19 protein-coding genes are annotated in these 21642 nt (G+C 45.9%); 3 read left to right on the top strand and 16 right to left on the bottom strand.

The window, feature by feature from the left end:
• Positions 1–78: 78 nt before the first annotated feature.
• The 10 genes from AXX12_RS10195 to AXX12_RS10150 all read right to left on the bottom strand — a co-directional run bounded on the left by AXX12_RS10195 (position 79) and on the right by AXX12_RS10150 (position 11712).
• Positions 79–1167 carry a DegT/DnrJ/EryC1/StrS aminotransferase family protein gene (locus AXX12_RS10195; RefSeq protein ID WP_074431361.1) on the bottom strand — a complete coding sequence of 363 codons (1089 nt, stop codon included), beginning with the start codon at positions 1165–1167 and terminating at the stop codon, positions 79–81.
• Positions 1168–1361: 194 nt separating this feature from the next.
• Entirely contained in the window at positions 1362–1934 is a 573-nt protein-coding gene (locus AXX12_RS10190) for an acyltransferase (protein WP_066241853.1), read from the bottom strand.
• 101 nt (positions 1935–2035) lie between these two features.
• Positions 2036–3088: a Gfo/Idh/MocA family protein gene (locus AXX12_RS10185; protein WP_066241850.1), complete on the bottom strand. Its 1053-nt coding sequence runs from the start codon at positions 3086–3088 to the stop codon at positions 2036–2038.
• A 14-nt stretch (positions 3089–3102) separates the two neighbouring features.
• Positions 3103–4461 (bottom strand): nucleotide sugar dehydrogenase, encoded by a 1359-nt coding sequence (locus AXX12_RS10180; RefSeq protein WP_066241847.1) that lies wholly within the window; start codon positions 4459–4461, stop codon positions 3103–3105.
• Positions 4462–4555: 94 nt separating this feature from the next.
• The gene (locus AXX12_RS10175; RefSeq protein ID WP_066241843.1) at positions 4556–5305 is read right to left on the bottom strand and encodes a Wzz/FepE/Etk N-terminal domain-containing protein; all 750 of its coding nucleotides are present in this window, start codon (positions 5303–5305) and stop codon (positions 4556–4558) included.
• Positions 5306–5447: 142 nt separating this feature from the next.
• Complete coding sequence (locus tag AXX12_RS10170; RefSeq protein ID WP_066241838.1) at positions 5448–6170, bottom strand: polyprenol monophosphomannose synthase; 723 nt, start codon at positions 6168–6170, stop codon at positions 5448–5450.
• A gap of 390 nt (positions 6171–6560) precedes the next feature.
• Complete coding sequence (locus AXX12_RS10165; protein WP_066241834.1) at positions 6561–6935, bottom strand: GtrA family protein; 375 nt, start codon at positions 6933–6935, stop codon at positions 6561–6563.
• Between the two features lie 558 nt (positions 6936–7493).
• A complete protein-coding gene (gene fcl / locus AXX12_RS10160) occupies positions 7494–8423 on the bottom strand; it encodes a GDP-L-fucose synthase (protein ID WP_066241832.1) in 930 nt (309 codons plus the stop codon).
• 377 nt (positions 8424–8800) lie between these two features.
• A complete protein-coding gene (locus AXX12_RS10155) occupies positions 8801–10273 on the bottom strand; it encodes an LPS-assembly protein LptD (RefSeq protein WP_066241828.1) in 1473 nt (490 codons plus the stop codon).
• Positions 10274–10788: 515 nt separating this feature from the next.
• The gene (locus AXX12_RS10150; RefSeq protein ID WP_082816795.1) at positions 10789–11712 is read right to left on the bottom strand and encodes a hypothetical protein; all 924 of its coding nucleotides are present in this window, start codon (positions 11710–11712) and stop codon (positions 10789–10791) included.
• A gap of 350 nt (positions 11713–12062) precedes the next feature.
• Between AXX12_RS10150 and AXX12_RS10145 the strand changes: the two genes are divergently transcribed.
• The 3 genes from AXX12_RS10145 (at position 12063) to AXX12_RS10135 (ending at position 15415) form a co-directional block, all read left to right on the top strand.
• Positions 12063–13121 (top strand): O-antigen ligase family protein, encoded by a 1059-nt coding sequence (locus tag AXX12_RS10145; RefSeq protein ID WP_066241824.1) that lies wholly within the window; start codon positions 12063–12065, stop codon positions 13119–13121.
• 39 nt (positions 13122–13160) lie between these two features.
• Positions 13161–14108, top strand: coding sequence for a glycosyltransferase family 2 protein (locus AXX12_RS10140; RefSeq protein ID WP_066241821.1), 948 nt, complete (start codon positions 13161–13163; stop codon positions 14106–14108).
• A gap of 122 nt (positions 14109–14230) precedes the next feature.
• Complete coding sequence (locus AXX12_RS10135; RefSeq protein WP_066241819.1) at positions 14231–15415, top strand: glycosyltransferase family 4 protein; 1185 nt, start codon at positions 14231–14233, stop codon at positions 15413–15415.
• Here AXX12_RS10135 and AXX12_RS10130 read toward each other — a convergent pair whose 3' ends face one another.
• From AXX12_RS10130 to AXX12_RS10110, 6 genes are all read right to left on the bottom strand, one after another.
• Positions 15416–16378, bottom strand: coding sequence for a GDP-mannose 4,6-dehydratase (locus AXX12_RS10130; RefSeq protein WP_231881861.1), 963 nt, complete (start codon positions 16376–16378; stop codon positions 15416–15418). It abuts the gene before it with no gap.
• The gene (locus tag AXX12_RS19835; protein WP_231881860.1) at positions 16378–16842 is read right to left on the bottom strand and encodes a UDP binding domain-containing protein; all 465 of its coding nucleotides are present in this window, start codon (positions 16840–16842) and stop codon (positions 16378–16380) included. The genes AXX12_RS10130 and AXX12_RS19835 overlap by 1 nt, the downstream gene beginning before the upstream one ends.
• A 16-nt stretch (positions 16843–16858) precedes the next feature.
• Complete coding sequence (locus AXX12_RS19830; protein ID WP_231881859.1) at positions 16859–17755, bottom strand: UDP-glucose dehydrogenase family protein; 897 nt, start codon at positions 17753–17755, stop codon at positions 16859–16861.
• 100 nt (positions 17756–17855) lie between these two features.
• Positions 17856–19001: a glycosyltransferase family 4 protein gene (locus AXX12_RS10120; protein WP_066241813.1), complete on the bottom strand. Its 1146-nt coding sequence runs from the start codon at positions 18999–19001 to the stop codon at positions 17856–17858.
• Between the two features lie 264 nt (positions 19002–19265).
• Positions 19266–20492 (bottom strand): capsular polysaccharide export protein, LipB/KpsS family, encoded by a 1227-nt coding sequence (locus tag AXX12_RS10115; RefSeq protein WP_066241811.1) that lies wholly within the window; start codon positions 20490–20492, stop codon positions 19266–19268.
• Positions 20493–20655: 163 nt separating this feature from the next.
• Positions 20656–21192 carry a hypothetical protein gene (locus AXX12_RS10110; protein WP_066241809.1) on the bottom strand — a complete coding sequence of 179 codons (537 nt, stop codon included), beginning with the start codon at positions 21190–21192 and terminating at the stop codon, positions 20656–20658.
• Positions 21193–21642 lie beyond the last annotated feature (450 nt).

Here is a 21642-nt window from a genome sequence, read left to right as displayed (position 1 = left end):
AGTATCACTACCAGCAACATTCAATAGACACATCGCAACCGTTGTGATGTGCCATGTAAATTGAACCACTCGCCAAAACTACTTCATATCTCTTAATCGTTCAACTATTTGCATTTGATCCGTCTCATTCAAGTACGCACTCATGGGGAGACTCATAACCCTTTTTGCAACTTCCTCTGCTATTGGGAAACTTCCTTCCGGTTGATTCAAATCAGCAAACACCGGCTGCAGATTCAACGGAATCGGATAATGCACCGCCGTTGGAATACCTGCTTCCTTCAATTTCTCCTGCACATGTTCACGATTATCTACCTGGACAGTATATTGGGCATATACACTTGTATTGCCTTCTGCAATATACGGCGTAACTACTACATCTTTTAATGTTTCCGTATACCTCTTCGCCACTTCCTGTCTTAATTGAATTTCTTCGTCAAAGATTTCTAATTTAGCCAAAAGTACAGCAGCCTGAATCGTATCCAACCGTCCATTTACCCCAATGACCGGATGATGATAACGCCGATCCTGCCCGTGCAAACGAATCTGACTCAATTTCCTTGCCAGTTCATCGTCATCAGTAAAGCAAGCTCCGCCATCACCATAGCAGCCTAGTGGTTTGGTCGGAAAAAAGCTGGTGCTGCCAATAGTTGAAAGGCCACAAGACTTTTTCCCTTTATAGGTAGTACCAAAGCTTTGGGCAGCGTCTTCAATAACCGGAATACCATATTTATTTGCAATAGTATTTATGGCATCCATATCGGCGCATTGGCCGTACAGGCTAACTGGGATAATCGCTTTTGTCCTTGGAGTAATGGCTTGTTCCAGTTTGCTTGGGTCTAAATTGTACGTTTTGGGATCGATATCGACGAAGACCGGCGTTGCCCCGAGAAAGGCTGTTACTTCAGCGGTAGCAATAAAGGTAAAGGGAGTGGTAATAACTTCGTCACCTTGGCCGATACCGAATGCCATTAACGCAATCATGAGCGAATCTGTGCCGTTGGACATGGAGATACAATGTTTCACCCCAACATAGGCGGCTAATTTTTCTTCTAGTTCATAGACTTCTGGGCCCATGATGTATTGACCGTGTTCGAGGACTTTGGCAATACGGGCGTTGAGGGATGGGCGGATTTTGTCTTGTTGTGTTTTTAGGTCGATAAAAGGCATCATAGTGACATTACCTCACAATTGCAAAATAAGTAGCAAAGAGGGATGGTAGAGCCTTGAGACTCTAACCACAGAGTACGCGGAGAACACAGAGGGTGCAGGAGGGTGACGGAATCTATTGACCGCAAAAACGGTTAAAGTAGGCGCTTCGTGCCTGCGTAAAGGGCACGATCAAAGGGCTACAAAGGTTCTTTTTACTTTAAATTAAGATGGGTTCCACAGCGGTCGCAATGGAGTTCAGTTGCGTCTTTTTTCACCATCACTTCGCCGCAGGCGCAGGCCCAGCCTTGGATTTGGGCGGGGTTACCATAGACCATGGCGTAATCGGGGACATCTTTGGTCACTACCGAACCAGCACCTATGAAGGCGCGTTCTCCAATGGTTGTGCCGCAGACTACTGTCGCGTTGGCGCCGATGCTGGCGCCTTTTTTCACGCGCGTTGTCAGGTAGTCGCCTGAGGTATTGCGGGGGTATTCACAGCGCGGGGTTTTGACGTTAGTAAAGACCATGCTGGGGCCGCAGAAGACGTAATCTTCGAGGATAACTCCTTCGTAGACGCTGACGTTGTTTTGAATTTTGACGTTGTTGCCAATTTGGACGTGGGGGGCGACAAAGACGTTCTGGCCGATGCGGCAGTTTTCGCCGATTGAGGTATGAGCGGAGATATGGCAGAAGTGCCAGATTTGGGTGCCGTCACCTATGGTTGCGGGCTGATCGACGTAGGAAGATTCGTGGAGCATGTATGGTTTTTGGGCTTGTTCGCTCATGAGTTGAAGCCTCGCTTTCATGGGATTACGGAGGTCTATTGTTGGCCGCAAAAACGCGAAGGGCGCTACGCGCCTGCGCAAAGGTACATATAAAGGAGTTTTTATAGACCGAGACCGATGGTGAATTCTTCTTTTAAGGGGAAGGTGATTTCTTTTTTGTATTTTACAGAATGATAAACAGCCAGGATGATTTCCAACGCTTTGCGGCCTTCGAGGCCGCTAACGGCGGGGGCTCGGTTTTCGGTGATCGCTTCCATAAAGTCTTTGATAATGTCCGCATGACCGAAGCCGTACACGTTAGGAGGTTCTTTGTCTTGTTGCGCTACTACGGCGGCTTCGTCTTCACTTTCGAAGCGCCAGGTTTCGATTTTATTGACAGCAATACCGCCAATACAGGCTGAGCCCGCACTGCCAAATACACTTAGTGTTTCTTCTAGGTTTTTAGGGTAGATGGTTGTCGTGGCTTCGATGGTGCCTAACGCACCGTTTTTGAATTTGAGAAGGACCATGCCAAGATCTTCGGCCTCGATTTTGCGCATATTCGTAGCTGTATAGGCGAAGAGAGACTCCACCGGTCCCATCATCCACTGCAGTAAATCAATATTATGAATCGACTGGTTCATCAGGCAGCCGCCGTCTTGAGTCCAGGTGCCGCGCCACGGAGCCTGAAGGTAGTATTCGTCATTACGATTCCAGCGTACTATAGCTGAAGCATGGGTTAGCTTGCCGAACTGATTGTTTTCCAACGCTTGACGGAGTTTCACTATTGCGGTATTAAATCGGTTCTGATGGACGACGCCTAGCTTTACTCCCATAGCCTTTGCTGTCGCAATCATCGCATCCGCCTCTACCAAGGACATAGCCATGGGTTTTTCCACCAGTACATGCTTGCCTGCTTTCATCGCATCGATGGCAATTCTGGCGTGCAGGCCGCTCTCGGTGCAAATATTGACAATTTCAACCTCGGGATTAGCTAAAAGCTCATGATAATCCTCGTAGCCCTGGCACTGATACTTGGAAGCCGCCGCTGACAACACTTCCGCTTTAACATCAGCCACTGCGACTAGTTTCGCACCCGGCAGAGCTTTGAGTGATTCTAAATGGTTTTTTGAAATACGACCACAGCCGATTAGGCCAAATCCATATGTTTTCATTACAAAATTGCTCCTTAGATCTTGGTCACTTTCTGCTTTAGTTCCGGGCTAAGTTTCTTGCAGGCATTTCTGGTATCAACTACTGCTTGCGCGTGTTTAACCACACGCTCATAATCCACATGGCTATGATTTGTCGTGATCAGTACGCAATCTGCTTGTTCAATCAACTCATCGGTCAGTTGAACACTCTGCATAGAATATGTATAGGGTTCATGCGGCTTTATCTCCGGTACATAGGAATCGTGATAAGACACTTCGGCATTCTGCTTTAAAAGCAGATCAATCACTTTTAGAGCCGGTGACTCGCGGCAATCGTCAATATCGTTTTTATAGGCAACACCCAGAACAAGGATTCGGGCGCCATTCAAGGATTTTTTGACTTTTGCTAATTCCCTATTCACTTTCTCTACGACATGATAAGAGGCCTGAATATTGATTTCACCGGCTAATTCGATAAATCGAGTATGGAAGTCATACTCGCGCGCTTTCCAGGTTAAATAAAACGGATCGATTGGAATGCAGTGACCACCGACACCCGGCCCCGGATAAAACGTCTGAATACCAAACGGCTTCGTGCCTGCAGCATCGACAACTTCCCATACGTCAATCCCCATGCGGTCACAAAGCAACATGAGTTCATTTACTAAGGCAATGTTGATGGCGCGGTATGTATTTTCAAACACTTTTGTCATCTCGGCAACTTCTGTTGAAGAGACGGGAACAATATTGAGTATCGTCTGCTCATAAAAAGTTTTCGCTACCTCTAAACATGCCGGAGTTATGCCGCCAACAACTTTTGATGTGTTTTTGGTCGTATAGCGTTGATTACCTGGATCAACCCGTTCCGGAGAAAACGCCAAAAAGAAGTCTTTCCCCACTTTCAAGCCTGTTGCTTCAAGCTTCGGTAGAATGACTTCTGATGTTGTGCCCGGATAGGTTGTACTCTCAAGTGTTACCAATTGACCGGGTCTCATGTATATGGCGATTTCGCTTGTGACATTTTCAATATAGGAAATATCAGGATCGCGGGTTATGGTTAGCGGAGTAGGTACACAGATGACAACCACATCAACTTCATTAAGTCTTGAGAAATCTGTAGTCGCAGTCAGTTGCTTTTTCTCTGCCAAATCCTTTAGTTCATCATTTTTTACATCTTTGATATAATTTTCACCACGATTAACTTGGCCGACCCGAAATGCGTTGCGGTCAAAGCCAAGCACACGGAACCCTACTTTGGCTTTTTCCACCGCCAGAGGCAAGCCTACATAACCTAAGCCAACTACCCCAACAACTGCACTCTTACTAGCAATCTTATTCAGCAATAGATCCAAATGCGTTATCGATTGTACGTTGTTTTTTTGTGTATTATCCAATTTAATCTCCTCTTTTCAAATAGGTAGTTAGACTATTTTTATTTATAGGATCGCAACGCTTAAATTCATATGCAGTAATTGTATAATAATTGTTCTAAGCTGAACCAACTTTTCGCATGCTCTGAAAAGCTCTATATAAGAATACCATTATAATACTGCAAGCTAACCCAGCGAACGACGCTGTACTATAAATAACTATCGGCGAAACAGCCGGTTTGCTCTGGAGACTAGGGGAACTAATTAATGACGTCTTTTTTACGTACGGAGGAGAGTTCCGTTTTTCGACTTCTATTATCTGCCGTCGTAATTGCATCTGGATTTGGCTTAGTTGCCCCTTCTCATAAATCATTAATGCCACCGCAGGAATATTCTGCTTGTCATATGATAACTTATCAATTGTTGCTATGATGGAGTCATTAGACTTTATTTGATTGATAATTTCCTCTCTTTCCAGGTTTCGCTTTCTCACTGATTCCTCAAACAAAGAATCGTGCCGCTGTAACAGTTCATCAGTTGCCTGGGACACAGCCTCTTTTGCAGCAGCCGCCGTCTTTGCCTGGGCCTTAACGGTTATGTAGTTTGGCACTTTCGTGTCCGTCGCTGCCTGAACTGCGCCATTATTAAGCCGACGCATAACTTCATTTGGATCCTCTAGATATACGGTTGGAGACAAATCTATGTGCCCGATAGCAACGATAGCACTGCTATCATAGCGTGGATTCAGGTAAGAATATGTTCCAGCTGCCAGAAGTGACAACAGCATAAAGCTGAAAATGAACTTCTTATACTGCTTTATGATACTAAAAAGTTCTCCGAGTCCGATCTCCTGCGAGTCATTATTCATTTAAATTTCACTCTTTCCGTAAGATAATCATCAAATTCTTTTAATTCTACAATTTCCCACAAACTCCTCCAAGCAAAAAAAGTTTACTTTCGTAATTCTATAAATAAAAAGCCATCGGAAAACCGACAGCTAAATGCCACTATTAAGATTGCCGGAGTTCGCTCTTTGAAAGCCGCAGTCGCCAGACCATCATGATTGCTTCGATAAATATTTTTCGTGACATCTTTGACTGGCCTACTCGCCGGTCCTCAAAGATGATGGGAATCTCTTTTATCCGGAAACCTTTTAAAAAAGTCCGGTAATTCATCTCAACCTGAAAAGAGTAGCCGTTCGATTTGATGCTGTCGAGATTGATGCTTTCAAGCACTTCTCTCCGGAAGCATTTGTAGCCGCCGGTAATATCATTAAGCGGCAAGCCAAGAATCGTCCGAGAGTACAGGCTGCCGCCACGGCTGATAAATTTGCGGCCGATTCCCCAATTGACCACCCCGCCGCCTGGAACATAGCGACTGCCGATGACGAGATCGGCGTTTTTTATTTCTCGTAGGAAATCGTTGATATAGATTGGATTGTGGGAAAAGTCTGCATCCATTTCCATGATGTAGTCGTAGCGGTTAGCCAGAGCCCATTTGAACCCGGCAACATAAGCGGTGCCAAGGCCGAGCTTTCCTTCGCGTCTGAGCAGGAAGACTTTGTCCTTGTAACGGCCCTGTTGCAGTTCGTCAACCAGTTCGTATGTCTTGTCCGGAGAATTATCATCAACAACCAAGATGTTGACATCATTGTTAACCGTGAAGATAGCTTCAAAGAGGGGCTCGATATTTTGTCTTTCGTTGTATGTTGGGATTATGATGAGGGTTTTCAAAGGTATCCACTCCTCTAGTTTGTATGGCCGCCGAAGATTGGGGGGACGTTTTACCGCAGAGTACCCAGAGGTCGCAGAGGGTTTGCAGAGGGCTCCGGGTTATATAATATATAAATCAAGTAACCCGCTACGGGTGCCTCTATGCACTCAGTTTACTCTACGGTTAACGGACCTACCTTTCCAGCAAGCTGGCAAATAAAGAGCCGTAACCCTCTGCGAGCCCTCAGCGTACTCTGCGTACTCTGTGGTTACGTGCCCGCCCTTCCAGCGGAGCTGGCAAAAAAAGAACCGTAACCCTCCGTGAACCCTCAGCGTACTCTGCGTACTCAGCGGTTAGCGTGCCCCAACCCGTGTACTCTGCGGCTAACGCAACCCAGTATCCTCCGCGACTTATCTAAACGTTATCAAATAGTTCAACAAAAAGTTAAACACGCTGGCCACGCCGATGGCTAGGATCTGGGCTAGGATTTTATTTAGCATGTATACGTCTACCAGATATTTAAGGGCAATGAGGTTGATGCCAAAGTTTAAGACACTGATGAGGAAGAAGCTGACGTATTTCCACCTGATGCTTTTTTCTGGGGCTTTACCTTTGAACGTCCAGATGAAGTTCCAGTAAAAGTTGTTGGTGACGGCGACTAGAAATGATATAGTAGCGGCAGCCATATAGTTTGTCCCAAGATATATCGCAAGCGAATATATAGCCAGGTTAACGAGTGTTCCTGAAGCTCCGACTAGAGAAAACTTAACAAATTCTTTAAGCAATGGTAATTACTCCTTCTAGGAGCAGACACACAAATACAAAGTGTCTGCTAACACAAGCCTTATTATAGCAGGGGAAACAGAAAAAAGAAAGCTATAGGGATACGGTTAACCGCGGAGTACGCAGAGAGCGGAGAGAGATCGCTGAGGGAACGTGAGATTCGATTAGCACGAACGGCACTAGCGTCACAAGCGGCACTATGCTGGGTACGGTCTTTATAATGCCTACATAGTGGTATGTCCGTCGTCATAGTGGGGCTAGTGACGCTAGTGGAACTAGTGCTAGCGTTCCATCGTACTTGCGGAGATTTTTCCTTCGCACAGCCTGTAAGACCCCGCCCTCTGGTCGGGGATAACAGGCTGTAGCTCGAAGTAAATTCGACTAAGCTTCAGATGGAGTTAAAACTCCACCTGAAGCAAGTCTACATTTATCCGTTACGATTCTTTTGCCGCGAAAACGCGAAGGGCGCTGCGCGCCTGCGCTAAGGGTTTGCTGTTAAAGAACTGAAGCTGGCCGAAAAGCTCGGTCAGCTTCAGTTTGTGCATTTGATTGATTTGCTATTATTTCTTTGATTCACAAAACCATCGGTAGGTTGTCGCTAATCCATCGGCTAGCGATGTCTTGGCTTGCCAGCCGAGTTGGTTTATTTTGCTGACATCTAGTCTCTTAACCGGTGTACCATCTGGCTTTGTTGGGTCGAAGACAATATCGCCTTGATAGCCGGTCACTTTTGCCAGCAAGTGGGCCAGTTCTACGATGGTGATGTCGCTGCCTGTGCCAATGTTGACGATGTCGCTGTCATCATAGTGCTCCATCAAAAAACAACAGGCTTCAGCAAGATCGTCTACATAGAGGAATTCTCGTCGCGGTGTGCCTGTGCCCCAGACGGAAACGGCGGAGTCTCCTCGTTGTTTAGCCTCATGGAAGCGCCGAATCAGAGCGGGCAAGACATGGGCTCCTTCAAGGTCAAAGTTATCGTTGATGCCATATAGGTTTGTCGGCATGACAGAGATGAAGTTATCGCCGTATTGTTTTCGGTAGGCTTGGCAAAGCTTGATGCCGGCAATTTTAGCGATGGCGTAGGGTTCATTTGTCGGCTCGAGTTCGCCAGTTAGCAAGTATTCTTCTTTGATCGGCTGAGGAGCAAATTTTGGATAAATGCAGGAACTGCCTAGAAATAGCATTTTTTTCACGCCAGTTTCATGGGCAGCGTGGATCATGTTGGTCTCCATTATGAGGTTGTCATAAATGAAATCAGCCGGATAAGTGTTGTTGGCTAGTATGCCGCCTACTTTCGCGGCAGCGACAAAGACATACTCTGGCTGCTCGTTGCGAAAGAAACTTAAGGTAGCTGCCTGGTCCCGGAGGTCAAGCATTTTGCTGGATCTCTCAATAATATGGGCACAGCCGTTGTGGCGCAGTTTACGTATGATCGCCGAACCGACCAATCCGCGTCCCCCGGCAACGTAGATTTTTGCCGACAATTCCAAGTAGCCCACTCCAGTCATACAAGATGTTTGTTACATGGATATGCGTCCGCGATTCGTCTCATGATAGAAAAATCTCCAATAAGCTCCTAAAGTTGGCGCCTTAAGAAAAACCGCTGAGCGTAGTCACGACGAATGGGAACGATTGTTGAACCGCCAAAACGCCATACGCACTACGTGCGCCGCCAAAGGGTACGATGCGCAAGATGTGCGCATATTATTACTTTTTTGCGTCTTTCTGGCGCAGGCGCATAGCGCCTGTTGCGTTTTGGCGGTTCAAATCCGTTCCTTATTTCATCTGCCTTCGCGGCCTCAAAAAACTTATAACTTTACTCTTAAAAGAAAACAGGAAGGGTGCGCCCCCTCCTGTTCATTAGCTATTAGAAATTAGTTACTAATCTAACAGACGTCTTCGAATCCTGTCCATCTGTATACGTAGTATGGTATGCATTGAGTCCCCAACAGTGAAAGTTTTGATTCCAGCCATAAGTTTGGCTGTACGTTTTCTGTGCATCAAGGTCATAACTATGGCTGTAGTACACAGTATGGTTCTTATCCAGCGTATAAGAAACTCCTGCAACTAATTCTGTTGCCACGTCAGCTTGATCATAGGTAAAAACAGCTGACTGATTTTGTGTATAATTGTAACCGATATAAGTGTATAATTTAGGATTCCACGCTTTCCCAAGTGAAGAGTTAAACTTCAAACTGGTAAAGGATGAGTCATCATAACTTTCACGAATGTGCTCAATACCTGTACCCAGATAGAGGTTCAGACTTTTTGCTTTATCCAGGGGAATCGGATCATGCGAGAAATACAGATCATATTCTTGGTGCCAGCTGGTCCTGTTATTCTCAGTCCACTTACCATAAACAGCGGTGAAGTAATAGCTGAACGGCGTAGTGCCAATACGGCGTGTAGGAAGGCCAAATCTAAACTCCGGCTTTTTTTCTATCCAGACATCGTCATCATTAAAGTCACCTGCCGTAATTTCGAAATAGTAATCTGACTTGTCCCATTTAACGCCGTAATTCGGCTTGAAGCCAGCCTCTGAGTAATAGGTCAGGTTGGCATATGCCTTCAGGTTGTTAGCAATAGGATATTGGAGGGATTGACGAATATATACACCGTCATCCCCATCGTAACCAATGTGAGGGAATGGAGAGCCGTTCTTTTCACCCAGCTTTGACTCATAACGGGAAGTAGCGTAGACAACTGTATTGCCGATCCAAAATTTGGCATTATGAGCAACCATCTTGTCGCCAGGCCAAATCTCCACTTTATCGGCACTCATATGATAATCCGGCGTTTCTAACTCACACCCGGTATAGGTTGCCTCAGAAGCAACCAAATAGCCAGGGGCAAGTTCAACGTTTTTGCCTGTTAAGAACTTTCTTTTCACATTACCGCTGCCGGGCCTAGTTCCTACAGGTGGTATATCAAATTCTGTAACAACACCCTTTGCCTGGTTAATCACACCGGTTTTTGCGTTATAGTTATACGTCAGACCATTGCCTGTTATCTTCGTATCCGGCTGGATGAGAGTAGCGCTGCCGTCGACCCATATAGTCGTCTGCTTCTGGTTGCCACGCATATATTCAGTCAAGATGGTATCCTGATTTTGTGTAATCTTCACATTGCCGCGAGCGGACATATCGCCCGACATATCGCTAAAATAGACTTGGTCAGCCTCGATGACAGTAGGGGCTGACGGTTCAGGCGCGGCCGATTTGCCGTTCTGCACGCTAGGTGCAGTGGCAGCCAGAGCCGTAATCGGCTGAACACTGGGAAGTTGCCCAAATGCCAAAAGTAGCGCCAGAACTCCTAGTACACGCTTGTTATTCTTACGCATCGTCTGCTCCTTATGGTTGCTATAATAGGGTCCCGATTTATATAAAATTCGACAGAAGGAGCTAATTCCCTGCTATTAATTAAGCGGTAATTCCAGGGACAAACTTGACATGATGCTCCACACTGTTCTCTTATAAGGATATTATTCCCAATTTTAATAAAAAGAAAGAGCCCAAAGGCTCTTATATCCAAATTATTTATGCTTTTGTTGTCTAGCTGTTCCTCCCAAGGCGTTCAGATGCCCCAGATGTTGTTGCATACGAGACGATCGTCTGACTGAAGGAACAGGTAGATTAGCATCACTAGGCAGCCCCCGAAATCCAGTAGCGCCGCGTACGTTCACAGGTACGCAAGCAATGGACTTTGGGGGCTGATTGCGCAACTCTTGACGCTTCAGCGCCTTCGCCGCTCTCGGCCGTCCATGGCCTTCACGGCACCTGAACGTCCTGTTCAATGAAGTTGGCGGCATACCCTTTACGGGTGCAACGCAGATGGGGTATATCAACGCCTTTGGAGCTATTTCATCTGCACTCCATATAGCTCCGTCGCTCCGGCCGTCTGGATAAACATGTCTGTTCCAGTCGGGATGACGACTTCCTGTCCGTGTACGAAGGCGCCGCCGACAATGCCAATGGGGCCGAGAATGGCCAGACCAGCGACAGATGCTCCTGCTGCTAAGGCGAGGGAGCGAGTCTGTTCTTTGGCTTTGTCGCCAATTAAGGTTTTCACGATTGTACCATCCAAAGCCTCGACAGAATCAAAGGCAATTTCCACTTTTGCATCACGACCGAAGTTAGCCTTTTGCTGAACTTGCGATATCCGGCCTCTGCCTTGCGTGCCTGCCGGAATGGCGAGATAGCCATTGATATACACATCATCTATCACTTTGAAGGCGACAAAATCGCCTACCCTGCTCTTGGCGCTGTCAATTTTTGAAAGGGTTCGAATCTTTATCAGCGTATCTTTCGGGACAGAGACCGAACTGGTGTTAAGTTGTCCTGAGGTAAAAGCCACCTGCATCAAGCGGCCAAGTCTGGCATCAAGCGCTCCCGAACTGGTAGATCCTAATAAATTCTTTTCCAGTGTTTCTAGTCTGCTCTGAGCAGGCATGGTAGAAATGCTGTGATTGAACAGCCATTCGGCTGAGTTAAGCTTCAATAGAAAAGAAGGCGTTGCAGTCGAAGATACCTTGGTGTAGTTATATAGCGTATCCACTTTATCCAGTAGGGATGCTTTGGTCTCATTCCCCAGGATATCTTTTTCAAGCTTGGCAACCCGTTCAACAAACGGACCTGTCTGCTCAGTGCCAAAGTAAATTTTTTCTAGCAGGCTTGTCTTGCCCAAGGCTGTGAGATCACTTTCCGGGGCGGCGAAAACACTTGTCTGAGCCAGCATTAAAGTTAAAATGAGCCAAACCGATAATATACGTCTCATCCGCATCGTATTGCTCCCTTCTTTGCCGTGTACCGTCAGAACGGTACGAGCCGTTTTGCTTGTATTATATCATGTTAGGCAAAAGTTATCAGCAAGAATCTCTGGCATGATCCCCCGCACACTCAACTAATCCTTCTTTAGTATTGGATAATCCAGCATTCCGTGGAGTAAAACCGCAAGTACGCAGTGATCGCTTTCATGAAACAGGTACAAATACTCCCTTCGCAAGAAGTTACGTGTTTAAAATAGCCCATTGTTGTGGTATTCTGGTATAGTATTACTATACCAGAAACAAACCTTATCGTTAATTTGACGATTTAATCATATACGCATGTATATATATTTAGAGGTGAGACGTGGTTAAAGGCGATAAACTACTACGGGTACTATTTTTTTGTTTGTTAGCTTTCTTGGTTTCTTCGCTAGTTTCAACTTTCTATTCAGTAAACGTAATGGCCAGTGTAAAAAAAGTGATGATCTTTGCGGCAGGTATTATTTTATTTTACGTAAGTTATAAAGCGGCACAACAGGGAAAATATCGTAAATATCTGGAGGTAATCTTATTTTTGACAGTAGCCTATGCCCTTGTTATAGCCGGTGTCTTACTTTATCAGCATTTTGCATTGAATATTAAACGACCTCGTTCGATTGTGGGAAATGTTAATTATGCGGCGAATTATTTGGAATTGAGTATTCCCATCGCCATAGCGCTTCTTTCTACTAAAGACTTTGGCAACAAATTCGTAAAGGGATTACTTAGCCTAACTCTTTTGGGGCTACTTGCCGGGTTATTCTTTACTTTCACACGCGGAGCCTGGATTGCTACTGCAATAGTCATCCTGGTGATGGTTGTTGTAAACAAGCAATACAAGTGGTTGGCTTTAGGCTCGGTAGCAGCGATACCAACTATCATTAGCAGTAACTATGGAATTAGAAGGTTCTTTAGTATCTTCCAAATGAATCACCAGAATAATATTGAGCGCCTTTATGGCTGGACTAGCAGTCTACAGATCATCAGGGACTATCCTTGGACAGGGATCGGCTTCGGTACTTTTAAACAGGTTTATCCGACTTATATGCTGCCACAGGCTAAAGAAATCTTGGCCCATGCACATAGTACGCCGTTGGTGCTCGCAACAGAAGGGGGGCTATTTACTGCTATTTTCTTTTTTTGTTTCTTCTTTGCAGCAATGGTTTATATTATTTGTGGGTATAGAACTATTGGCTCATCTTATTATCGCAATCTCGTTTTGGGGCTGGCCTGTGCGGCAATAGCACTAATAATTAACGGAACAGTAGACTATGCCTTTACGCGTAGCGAGGTTTGGGCTTTATTTATATCTCAACTTGGCTTTTGTTTAGGCTTAGTACGTTGCTTTGGCTTTAAAAATCAGCATCAAATTATTAATAGTTAAGCACAGTAGATTAAATGAACATAAAAGGAGCGGACATAAGTGTCGTCAAACACTCTGGTCAGTGTCATAATCCCGGCATATAACGCCGCCCAAACGATAAAGAGAGCAATTTGTTCAGTGCTAAATCAGTCGTATCGCTGCATAGAAATCATTGTCGTGGATGACGGCTCAAGTGACGACACATCTGAACGTGTCAAGTCCTTTGGCGAACAAGTTCACTATATTGCTCAGCAAAACCGTGGTGTTAGTGCAGCGCGAAATCGAGGCGTGCAAGCAGCGAAAGGCGAGTGGATTGCTTTCTTGGATGCTGATGATGAGTGGCATCCGCGCAAACTCGAAATTCAAATTCAGTATCTGGATGCGGTTCCTAATCTTATATTAATCAGCAATACGGACGTAATTGTTCGGCCAGGACAACACATAGCCTTTGCTGATATAAAAGAAAAACCGATATTCTATATCTGGGAACATAAGATGTTTTTACGCCGTAACAAAATAAATACATCCTCAGTACTCGTCAAACGTGAAGTCTACCAAGCAGTGGGAGGCTTCGATGAAACGTTGATCAATGGTGAAGATCGCGATTTATGGCTAAAACTGCTGTATGACGGGAAAGGTATCTGTATACAATTTCCTTTCACCAAGTATCATCATACTGGAGGCAGCCTGTCGCACGATGTGGTGCGGCGTTTCCACTGTGACCTCACTCTGATAGACCGCTGGGATAACCGCCAACCTGGTAGTCTAGATGTTAACAAGAAAGTTACTGTAAGGGAATTCTGCAAGATTAAGTACGCCGTCCTGTTTACCATGATTTTCAAGCTAATGCGACTAGGGTATGTAGCAGATGCCAGAGGTTTTTGGCAAAGGCTCTGTGACTTTCATAAGAAGGAGCACCCCTTTTTACCCTGTATACCTTGGGTTTTGTTTGTAACATTAGCACGGGTGGAGAAATTTCGTAAGCGAGTGAAACATGGAACGAGCTAATGACTACGGAACAGGTTATAAGATAGTTAATACAATTTGTAAATATGTCGTCCTTCTAGTTGCAACCTATTAGTGGGAACGTTTTATAGGTATTCTATTACATGCACCGGGAGTGTAGTTTTATGAATATTTGCATGCTCCTTCTGGGAACCTTCCACGAAGGTAATTTTCCGGCAACCGGAGCGGATTTACAGGCAACTACTCAAGCCCGTGGTCTGGCAGACAACGGGCTTTCCCTCACCATTATTGCCAAGAGGAATTCTTCAAATAGCAAACGGCACGAAATGATTGACGGCGTGGAAGTCTATCGGATCGGCCCTAAGGGGACATATCTAGCTTGGATCATCTATATTCTTTGCAAAAATAAATCTAAGCTGGACGTCGTACATATCCATGGTCAGCACATCGCCGGAGCGGTTGCCATTATCACTAGTAAACTATTATCTATTCCAACGGTGCTAAAGATAACTATTGGCGGCAGGACCCGAGCAAGAATGGGAATTGACAAGCTTTTTCCAAAATGGTTACGAGTATTTAGAAGAATTATGAACAAAATTTCAAGTCTGGCGTCAGCGTATCTAGCGATCAGTGACGAAATATCGCAGGAACTAATTGAATCAGGGTTTCACCCGGATCGAATTTTCCGCATCGCTAATGGCGTCGATCGACAACGTTTTTACAAGATTGCCCCTTCCGACATCTACGATGCCCGAAAAGAACTAGGCTTGCCTACAGACAAAAAAATCGTGTTGTATTCCAGCAGGCTTGTCTTTCGTAAAGGGTTTGATCTCGTTTTGTCCGCATGGCCGGAAATAACGAAAAGAGATCCAAACGCACAGCTTGTAGTTATTGGCAATGGCGAACGTGAAATGGAAAACGCCTTAGCCCGCCTATCAAAATCAAATGAAGGCAGCATCACCTACGTGGGTTCTGTTAATAACCCCGCCCCCTACCTGGCTGTCTGCGACGCATTTGTCTTTCCATCGCGTAAAGAAGGGTTACCAAATGCACTTTTAGAAGCAATGGCTTGCGGTTGCGCTTGCGCGGCATCTGATATTGGGGGTTCACGAGACATTATGATTCACGAAAAAACCGGCCTCCTATTTCCTTCAGGAGACGCAAAGGTGTTGGCCGAAAGCGTCTTGCGGCTGTTGTCTGATGCAGCAATGGCCGGTCAGTTACGTATCAACGCTCATAATCTCATTACGAAACAGTACGATATCCAAATAGTTGCCCAGGATTTATGCAGCTTATACAATCGGCTTAGAAAACCGCACTATTCCAGCAGCATAAAAGCAGAAGGGTAATTAGCTTCTCTGTCTCCCTCGATACCAGCTAACAAACCGGCTTACGCCCACGTCAATAGGTGTACTTGGTCTAAAGCCAAGCAATCTGCCTGCCTTTTCTGTGTCGGCATAGGTCTGCGGCACGTCGCCCGGCTGTTCAGGCAGCCGTTCGATTATCGCCCGCTTGCCCAGAGCCGTTTCGATTGTGCTTATCAGGTCTGATAAACCTACCGTGTTCGAGTTACCCAGATTAATAACCTCATACATCGACTGTTCATACTCAAGCGCCCGCAGCAGGCCACTGACAATATCATCAATATAGGTATAATCTCGCCGAGTCGAGCCATCGCCAAATACTTGGATGGTATCGCCCCGGTCTATTTTTTCGGTGAATTTGCGAATCGCCAAATCAGGCCGCTGGCGCGGACCATATACGGTAAAGAAACGCAAGCAAAGAATCCGTATGCCGTACAAATGACTGTAGACATGAGCCATTAGCTCGCCTGCTGCTTTAGTTGCGGCATAGGGGCTGATGGGCTGAAAGATCGGGTCGGTTTCTGAGAAGGGAATTTTGCTGTTAACACCATAGACGGAGCTGGAGGAAGCGAACAGGCATTTCTTCACGCCAAACTTACGGCAGCACTCAAAGATGTTCTGTGTACCGGTAACATTGACTTCTTGATATAATACCGGCTGTTCCAATGATGGACGAACTCCGGCGCGAGCCGCCAGGTGAACCACCGCATTAAAGTTTCCCTGTGCAAATACGCTCTCCATAAAGGGCAAGTCGCGAATATCTCCCTCGGCCAATTTGTATTCAGGCTGAGAAAGCTGCTCGCGAATATTCTCCCGTTTTAGTTTGGGGTCGTAAAAATCATTGAAGTCATCGACAACTGTTACATGATGTCCCGCAGCCAACAGCTTGTCCACTAAATGGCTGCCAATGAAACCGGCACCGCCCGTGACTAAGATACTTTTCATCATTACCTCCCGAAGCCGAGATAAACAAGCCCGGCCGCTTCGGCCTCTGCTTGCTTATAAATGTTTCTGGCATCTACCAAAACCTTTGCACCTTGCATGCCAGCCGCGAGATTTACCAAGTCTAGACGCCGGAACTCATCCCACTCTGTCACTAAGATGATGGCATCGCAGCCCTTTGCCAAACTTGCAGCATCGGATTCATACTCAACATTAAGTGATGGATAACGCATTTTGCAGTTATCCATAGCAATAGGGTCGTATGCCTTGACACGCGCCCCCATCGCAGTCAGACTGGCGATGATATCAAGCGCTGGAGCATCGCGGAGATCGTCAGTATCGGGTTTGAAAGCCAATCCTAAAAGACCGATGGTACGACCACGGATAACCTTTAGCGACTCTTGCAACTTCTCGATTACCCGTTGACGTTGGCGCCGGTTTACCGCCACTCCGGCAGCAACGATCGGCATCTCATATGCATATTCTTTACCAGTAGCAACAAGTGCCAGCGTGTCTTTGCCAAAGCAGCTCCCCCCCCCAGCCCACGCCAGCCTGCAGGAAACGGCTGCCAATACGCTTATCAAGGCCGATACCACGCGCCACTTCGGTCACGTCCGCCCCAACCTTCTCGCACAGTCCACCAATCTCGTTAATGAAACTAATCTTGGTGGCCAAAAACGCATTGGCGGCATATTTTATCATCTCTGCACTGGTTAAATCAGTCGTCACTAGGGCGGGCAGTGAAAAGCCCTCTGGGCGCGGACAGCACTGCGGAGCTGTAAAGGTCTGTTCAAGTAGCGGCGCATACATCATCCGCAACGAGTTAATGGCCTCAACTGATTCCGCCCCGATGACAATGCGGTCCGGATAGAGAGTATCATGAACGGCGACCCCTTCACGCAAAAATTCAGGATTGGACGCCACTGCAAAATGCGCTTCTTCTCCCATTGCCGTCAATACACGATTGATAATCATTTTTACCCGCTGACCGGTACCGATGGGAACAGTCGATTTATTAACAATTACCTGCAGTTTTGTATCTGATAAATTTTTCGCAACATCAGTGGCTGCTGCTTCAACATAAGAGAGATCGGCTTCGCCGGTTATGGTCGATGGAGTCCCAACAGCTAAGATAATAACATCTGCATCACGGCAAGCTGTATGGGTTGTAGAAAATTCGATGCGGGCAGCACTCGTTTTTAGCAAGTCTTCAATACCTGGTTCATAAATTGGGGTTTTTCCCTGCCGGAGCATGGCAATCTTTCGCTCATCGGTATCAATACAGGTCACATGATGACCGGTGGCCGCAAGGCAAACTCCGGTTGTTAACCCAACATAACCGGTACCAACGACACAGATATTAATGGCTTTTTCACTTCGCACGAGGATTACCTCCATGAAATTTATTATAATTCTAGAACCTACGATGCTCTAACCGCAGAATACGCAGAGATCGCAGAGGGTTCGCAGAGGATTTCTAGGCTTATTTCCGTATAAATAACTGCTCCAGTTTCTGGGCCGTTGCTTCAATACTAAACTCCCGTTGAATAACTACGGCAGCTTCTACAGCTAGCGACAGGTTACGGCACTTTCGAGCTTCATCCAGCGCCTGCGCCAAAGCGGCAGCATCGCCAACCGGAGTCAATACTCCAGTTTTCTCTGGGATAATTAATTCGTTCACACCCTCAATGTTCGACGCAATGCAAAATAAAGAAGCGGCCATTGCTTCCAATAGAGAGTTAGGCAGTCCTTCCCAACGCGAAGGAAAAACAAATACATCCGCTGCTTTAAGGAACTCCTCTACATTGTCCACAGCGCCGATCATCAGTATGGATTCTTTAAGATCATTTTCTACGATAAAAGTGTGTGCATATTGCTCAAGACTATCCTTTTGTCCAACACCACTGCCAATGATGACTAATACCGCCTGCTGACGTGTTTCTGATGTCTGCAGCCATGCGGTAAGCAGTACATCGATCCCCTTGCGCCTGGTAATTTTTCCGGTGAAAATAAATAGCGTTTTGTCTTGCGATAAGTTCAAACGCGCACGGAGTGACCGCTTTTCCTCATCGGAAGGGGGATAAAACAGACTGGTGTCAACGCCATTAGGTATATAGGCAATTTTTTCTTCTGGAAAACCATGCTTCCGTAGATCTTCCACAATATCTTGAGTAATGGCAATCATCGAATCCGCGCGTTTCAACAGTTCGACCTTGCTGTTACGGAATTGGCTTAGCTTTTTAACGAAGCTAAGAGGCCCAGGCTTTACTGCTTTGACAATTCCGCCATTCATCGTCACTTTAACAAAAACCTTTTTATCAAACGCATGGGCAAAACGAATAGCTGAGGCTGCTAAGCGCCCCGCACTGTGCACATGAATGATATCAAACGCTTCGCGCAAAGCATATAATCGGTAAAGTAGTTCGACCGAAGCCAAACCTGGATGGTTTAGGCGATAGATTGGGACTCCATCTCGTTTCTCAAAGGTGGGATAGTTGCCGCTGCCTTTAGCGATAACCAGAACCTGATGCCCACTGTTCATAAATCGCACTGCCAGTCGCAGTGCCTGAACTTCCGGCCCTCCATAAGGAGGCTCGCAGTGGTGCAGCACCATGCAAATCCGTAACAATATATAACCTCCCGACCATTTATACACAGGATTCCCTCATCTTCACAGATGACTAATTTTCCTCTATAAAACAACCTTTAATATTTCGACATTTTTCTCCGATTCCCTGCCGGAGTCATATTGTAATAATACAGTTGAAATAGGAAAGACCGCTAAGCGCGGTCTTTGGAAACGGAAAACATAGCTCGAAGCGCGGAAAGGTTTATAATGCTACCTCCGCTTTGCGACGCTTGTGCGCTTCGTGGGCTTTACGTAAACGCACCACTACTGCACCACTTCGGCAATTTTCTTTGCAACACTCTGATAATGTTCTTCATCAGGCTGTCGCCAGGAGCCTTGAGCTAAATAACAGTAACGCAAATAATACAAAAACTGATCAATCAAGCCATGGTCTGGGTCATTATCTACGAAGCTAAGACTGTCATGCAGTTTTTCCGGTTCAGTCACATGGCACACCAGACCTTCTACATTATAGAAGGCATTGCCTAATGTAATAACCGGCATATGCTGAACCAACGCTTCTATGCCAACCGAGGAATTGAGAGTAATGACTCCACATGATCTTTTAATCAATTCGGGAGTCGGATAGTATCGCAAGAATAGAATCTTTTCATTCCGGTATTTCTCTTGTACCGAAGTGTAGTCCACACGCCCAAAATCAGAAGGGTGTTCTTTGGCGATAATCCAGAGATCTGCATTGTGTGCCAAATTGTACTTTTTTACTGCGTCGATAACAAAATCAACTAGTGTCTCCATTGTTTTAATGTTAGGCGAGTGCAGCAACACTTGCGTATCATCATGTACCTGGAAGGGCAAAAATACGAATCGTTCAGGCATTAAAAAAGTCTCCGGCTGACCGGCAGGCTTCTTCTTTATCAGGCGCTGATACCACTTGGTTTTAAGGGCGCGGATGGAGGCTGTCCCCTGATACAAATTATCTAGTAGTTCTCTGTCGGGGACGATCGCATCGTAAAAAGAGCGCGGCTTTCCAACCAGGCTGTTTTGGTTGTTGACACCCTGCGGATCGACTGTTGTCGTTGACGGCAGATAACCATTTTCGAAAAACACGGTTTTCTTCCCCAGCTTTCGCGCCACTCTGGCAGCGGATGCCAAGGGAATAAGCGTACCGTTCCACACACAAACAAGTTCAATATTATACCGGCGAATGTATTCATAGAAGTAAAGAGTAGCATAATGCGCTTGGCTCTCCAGAACTGCTTGTGAGTGCATCCAGGCGCGAAATCCAGTAAACTTGCGGTTTTTTGCCTTTAACAGCAAAAATCGCAGCATGACTGCTAATTCGCCCTGAGTAAAGGCTACGATCTCTGGTAGCGCAGGTTTTCTCAGCGCGCCGATAAGATCGGATACGCCATAATGAATATAGTGAACGTCATATTGGTCTTTAAGCGATGCACCTAGTCGATGAAAATACTTCCTTTGATGTGGATTTAGTGATATAAAGAGAACTGATGATTTATCTTTGTTATTCATGCGGCCTCACCTATATTCGAATTGCTCGTTCTATCAAGTATTTCGCCTTAAACCATTCTTTATGTGCAAAGAGTTTCTCACACGTGGCTGAAACTCAGCATAAAAACCAAGATTCACAGTTAAGCTCAACAAGGCAAAGTAGACCACCGTTTCTGCTAGTTCTTCAAACAATACAGCCTGCGCCAATCACACCAGCTAGGCTATGCTCAGATAAATCTGCACCAACTGCCGCGACCACCAAGATGATCCCATCAACGGCTGAGCGTTTAGCGTCTTTTATCCAATACACTACCTCTTTATGTAAATCATTTTTGATCATATATGCCACAATAAGAGCTAATACAATAGCGATGCCTGGGAAGACATACGATCCGTACCACAACTGCTTTAGAGGCAAAAAACCACCTTTGCCATTCGGGTAGAATACCCGGCCCCAGCTCAGCTCCCGAGCAATGAGAATCAGCCAGAAGGGGGCGCTGCAGAGGAATAAGCGCCTCGCAGCAATCGTCCCGACTCCATAGAAATTCGCACCGATGGCAGTCACACAGCCAACAGCTAATATAGCCGTTTGGGCCCATTCAATCGGTCCATTTTCAGCAGCCCAGTCAGGCGATAGCCATAGGCCTAGAGGGATAACTGATAGCAGAAGAGCGAGTAATAAGATCGATACAGGGCTAAGGCTCCAATAAAGTTTGCGCATGAAATGTTTAACATTCCTTTCTGCTGGCTACAAGCTTAGACTGGTGATCGATCTGTTATGTACTATATCATAACACTCCTTTACTAATTGGTAAAGGAGACTTGCTTCGGGTCACTATCACAGCAAATCCAAAATACACTTTAATTGCATTCCGTACCATATTACGAGCTTCCTCGTCAACAACTTCCCCGCATATTCCACATAATCGGTCATTATAGATAGAGCACGTTTGATGCGCCATGGCAATCGAGTCAGCAGTCAGACCGTTCTCCCTAGCTGTCAATAAAGCTTCTGTAGGATAGATCGTCCGTCCTTCTTTTAGACTATGACCTCGGCTGACTCCTGCGGGTTCAGCACCATCTTAAGATGGCGGTTGCCAAGTTACTTAGCGTTTCCCACAGGTCTCCCAGATAAGAACGTCATCTTTCCGCTCATGTACCCGCCCAAGTC

The sequence above is a fragment of the Anaerosporomusa subterranea genome, assembly GCF_001611555.1.
In the GTDB taxonomy this organism is placed as follows: Bacteria; Bacillota; Negativicutes; order Sporomusales; family Acetonemataceae; genus Anaerosporomusa; species Anaerosporomusa subterranea.
This window is presented reverse-complemented; position numbering and strand designations above follow the sequence as displayed.